Raw genomic sequence first — 3,550 nt, forward strand, 5'->3', positions numbered from 1 at the left:
CGGGCGCGGCCTGGCTGCTGCCGCTGGCGGGGATGGCGCTGCTGTTCTTCATCTCCAACCTGTCGCTGCAATACGGGGCGGCGCGGTTGCCGGCCAACGTCACGGCCGTGGTCATGCTGACGGAGGTGCCGGTGGCGGCGATCTCGGCGCTGCTTCTGGGCGGCGGCACGCTGGACGGAAAAACCGCCGCCGGCGGGGCGGCCATCCTGGCCGCGGCGATGCTGGCGGCGCTGGAGCGGCGTCGCGCCTGAACCCTGGCGTCGCGCTAGGATGCACGCCGGCCCACCCGGGTCGTCACGAGGCTTACGAGGAGGTCCCCCATGAGCACCAATGGCAAGACTGCCTTCGACTTCGACGCCGTCAGCATCGCCGGCGAGCCGGTCGCGCTGTCGGAGTACCGCGGCCGCGTGCTGCTGATCGTCAACACCGCCAGCGAGTGCGGCTTCACGCCGCAATTCAAGGGTCTCGAGGACCTGTGGCGCGACTTTCAGGCGCGCGGGCTGGTGATCGTCGGTTTCCCGAGCAACGAATTCGGCGGCCAGGACCCCGGCAGCAATGAGGAGATCTCGTCGTTCTGCCAGCTGAACTACGGCGTGAGCTTCCCGATGATGGCCAAGGTCAAGGTCAACGGCGGGGAAGCGCACCCGCTGTGGCAATGGCTCAAGGGTGAGAAGCCCGGCATCCTGGGCACGCAGGCGATCAAGTGGAACTTCACCAAGTTCCTGGTCGGCCGAGACGGCCAGGTGCTGAAGCGTTTCGCCCCGAACGACGCCCCGGCCTCGATCCGCGGCGAGATCGAGGCGGCGCTGGCGGAGTGACGCTCACGGCCGGACATCGATCCGACCGTAGCGCAGACGCAGCCGGCCCTCGGCCTGCGCGGCGCGCAGCAGCTGATTGACGGTCTGCCGCGACAGGTGGGCGAGCTGCGCCAGTTCCGCCTGCGTCGCCCGCAGGGACCGCCAGCCCTCGGCGTCCGGTGGCGCGGCCCGTTCCTCGGCGAGTTGACGCAAGGCCACCCCGAAGCGCTCTTCCGCGCCCAGGTGCCGCGCGGCCTCCAGCAGGCGCAGGTTGCCTTCGAAGCGCTCGGCGAACTCCCGCATCAAGGCCCGGGCGAAACCCGGCCAGTCGTCCATCAGGACGCGGTAGGCCGGCTCGCCGATGACCCGCACGCGGCTGTCCGACACGGCCGCCGCCTCGTAACGCGAGGGCTTGCCGGTGATGAAGGCCGCGAGCCCGAACAGACGCGGCGCCCGCACGTGCTCCAGCACCGACATCCGGCCGTCGAGCGCGGCGAAACGGGCCTCGATCTCGCCGTCCTCGACCATGTAGAAGGCCGTCGGCGTCTGGCCCTGGGCGAAGAGCACCCGGCCCGCCGGGAGCCGGCGCGCGGGCATCAGCGCCTCCACGCGCAGCCCAGGCGCGGACGGCAGCGCCAGGCCGGGAAAGCTCGCGCAGAGGCCCTGGACGGCGGTCAGCGGCGATGAGGACGAGGACGAGGACGAGGACGAGGACGGAGGCGGCACGACGCGCTGGAGGGATTTGTCGGATACCCGACATTCTGGCGGGACCGGCGGGCCTAGAGTCTCCATTCATGGAAGACGCACTCGGGCGCATCGCCCACCACTTCACCCGGTTTGCCGAGACCGACGGCGCGGACGACGCCCTGTACCAGGCGCTGGCCACGGTCATCGCCGCCGATCCGGCGCTCATGGCCTTGCTGCTCGAGGCACCGCCGACGCAACGCAAGCCGGTGCTGCTGCTGGCCGCGCTGCACGACCGGATCCTGGCCGGCGAGGCGCACCCACTCGCCGCGTACTACGCGAGCGTGGGCGGGCAGCGGGCGCCGGACGGCGAGCTGGGCGAGCAGCTCCGGGACTTTGTCCGCCGGGAGGACGCGGCGCTGCGCGCGCTGATCCGCACGCGCACGACGCAGACCAATGAGACCGGCCGGTGCGCGGTGCTCCGACCCGCGTTGCAGGCGCTCGCGGCGCGTCTCGGCGGCACCGACGCCCAGCCGGTCGAACTGGCCCTGTTCGAGTTCGGCTGCAGTGCGGGCCTGATCCTGGGCGTCGATCGCTACGCCTACGACGATGGCGTCGAGACAACGCACGGTGAGCGCCCGGATGCGCCATTGATCTCCACCACCTGGCGCGGCGAGCGTCCGGCCGCGCTGCTCGGTGCGCCGCGCTGGCGGGCAGGCCGGCGCATGGGCGTCGATCTGCAGCCCATCGCGCCTGCCGATGACGTGGCCGCCCGCTGGTTGCGCGCCTGCCTCTGGCCGGGCGATGCCGCGCGCCGGAAGCGGCTGGACCGGGCATTGGACGACGCCCGGCGGCATCCGGTGCCGCTGCTGCGGACGGAGGACGGGCTGGCGGACCTCGAGCGCTGGATGGACGAGCTGCCTGCCGGCGTCACGCCGGTCATCTTCAACGTCTGGGTGCTGGCCTACTTCGACGCCGCGTCGTTCCAGGCGCATGTCGAGCGCATCGGTCGGTTGGTGCGTGATCGCGGGCTGGTCTGGATCAGCGGCGAGGTCGGCAAGCTGGCGCCGATGGCCTCGCCGCCGGACTGCCCGGCCGGCGAATCGCCCGGCAGCGGCACGCTGTGGACGCTGCAATGGCGCGACGGCGGAGAGGTCCGCACCGACGTGCTGGCCTGGTCGCATCCGCACGGACGGTGGATCGAGTGGCTGGACGCCGGCCACGCCCGCTCAGCGTGAGGCCCCCGACGCCGGACTTGCCGACGCGCCGGGGACGAGCTTCAACTCGTTGACGACAAACTCCACGTCGTCGATCTGCTTCACCAACGCCTCGAGTGCGGACGCCTCATCGGCGCTGCGCACGCAGCCCTGCAGCCAGATCCAGCGCCGCTGGCCGAGCGCCCAGACGCTGGTCGTCGCATCGAACCGGCCGTCGGCGGCGACGGCCTTCTGCACGCGCGGCATGATCTCCTTGTCGTAGAGATAGGCGTTGGGCAGCCGGCAGCGGCCGCTCTGGAAGCAGCTGGTGCCGCGCTCGATGCGGCCATGCGCCTGTGCCCTGGCTTCCGCCTCGCTCATCAGCGGTCCGGGCGGGGCCGGACACTCGGACGTCGAGATCGCCGAGCTCAGCTGCACGAAGGGATCGTCAAAGACGTTGCGCCGCGCCTCCTCCGCGGCGGCGGTCGTGGGCAGCACCGCGTGCAGGATCAGCGCGATCCGTGCGCAGACGCACAGGCGATGGGCGATTGGCGGCGGTCGTCGCATGGCCGGGAGCTTGCCCCATCGCTTTCGAGCCTTCAAGCGGACTGCCTTGATGGCTAGGATGGCCCGTCGCTCCCCCACAAGAACGCCTGGAGACTCCGAAGATGACCGCCCCGATGCCTGCCTCCTCCTCCTTCCCCCGACTGCGCCGCGCGGCGCTGGCCCTGGCCGCGATGACCGCGCTCGGCGCCCAGGCGCAGACGGTGCCCGAGCTCCACGCGCTGGCCGCGAAGGAACAGCCCGCGCTGATGAAGACGCTGCAGCAGCTGGTCGAGATCGAGTCCGGCAGCTCCGACCGCCAGGGCCTGG

4 protein-coding genes and 2 pseudogenes are annotated in these 3,550 nt (G+C 71.6%); 4 read left to right on the top strand and 2 right to left on the bottom strand.

The features are described from left to right. Nucleotides 1-251 (top strand): annotated as a pseudogene (locus VF536_RS08960) (EamA family transporter); the annotation flags it as partial. A 69-nt stretch (nucleotides 252-320) separates the two neighbouring features. Next, a complete protein-coding gene (locus VF536_RS08965; RefSeq protein WP_331614488.1) occupies nucleotides 321-818 on the top strand; it encodes a glutathione peroxidase in 498 nt (165 codons plus the stop codon). A 3-nt stretch (nucleotides 819-821) separates the two neighbouring features. On the opposite strand, the gene VF536_RS08970 is transcribed toward VF536_RS08965, so the two are convergent. Continuing rightward, on the bottom strand, nucleotides 822-1,523 hold the full coding sequence (locus VF536_RS08970; protein WP_331614489.1) for a Crp/Fnr family transcriptional regulator: 702 nt from the start codon (nucleotides 1,521-1,523) through the stop codon (nucleotides 822-824). A 68-nt stretch (nucleotides 1,524-1,591) separates the two neighbouring features. Here VF536_RS08970 and VF536_RS08975 point away from each other — a divergent pair, with 68 nt between their 5' ends. Next, complete coding sequence (locus VF536_RS08975; RefSeq protein ID WP_331614490.1) at nucleotides 1,592-2,719, top strand: DUF2332 domain-containing protein; 1,128 nt, start codon at nucleotides 1,592-1,594, stop codon at nucleotides 2,717-2,719. Here VF536_RS08975 and VF536_RS08980 read toward each other — a convergent pair. After that, entirely contained in the window at nucleotides 2,711-3,244 is a 534-nt protein-coding gene (locus VF536_RS08980) for a BON domain-containing protein (protein WP_331614491.1), read from the bottom strand. The two genes, VF536_RS08975 and VF536_RS08980, sit on opposite strands and share 9 nt — an antisense overlap. 113 nt (nucleotides 3,245-3,357) lie before the next feature. Between VF536_RS08980 and VF536_RS08985 the strand changes: the two are divergent. Beyond that, nucleotides 3,358-3,550, top strand: a pseudogene (locus tag VF536_RS08985) (M20 family peptidase); the annotation flags it as partial.

Origin of the sequence: Roseateles sp., assembly GCF_036486225.1 — a bacterium.
Classification (GTDB): Bacteria; Pseudomonadota; Gammaproteobacteria; order Burkholderiales; family Burkholderiaceae_C; genus Roseateles.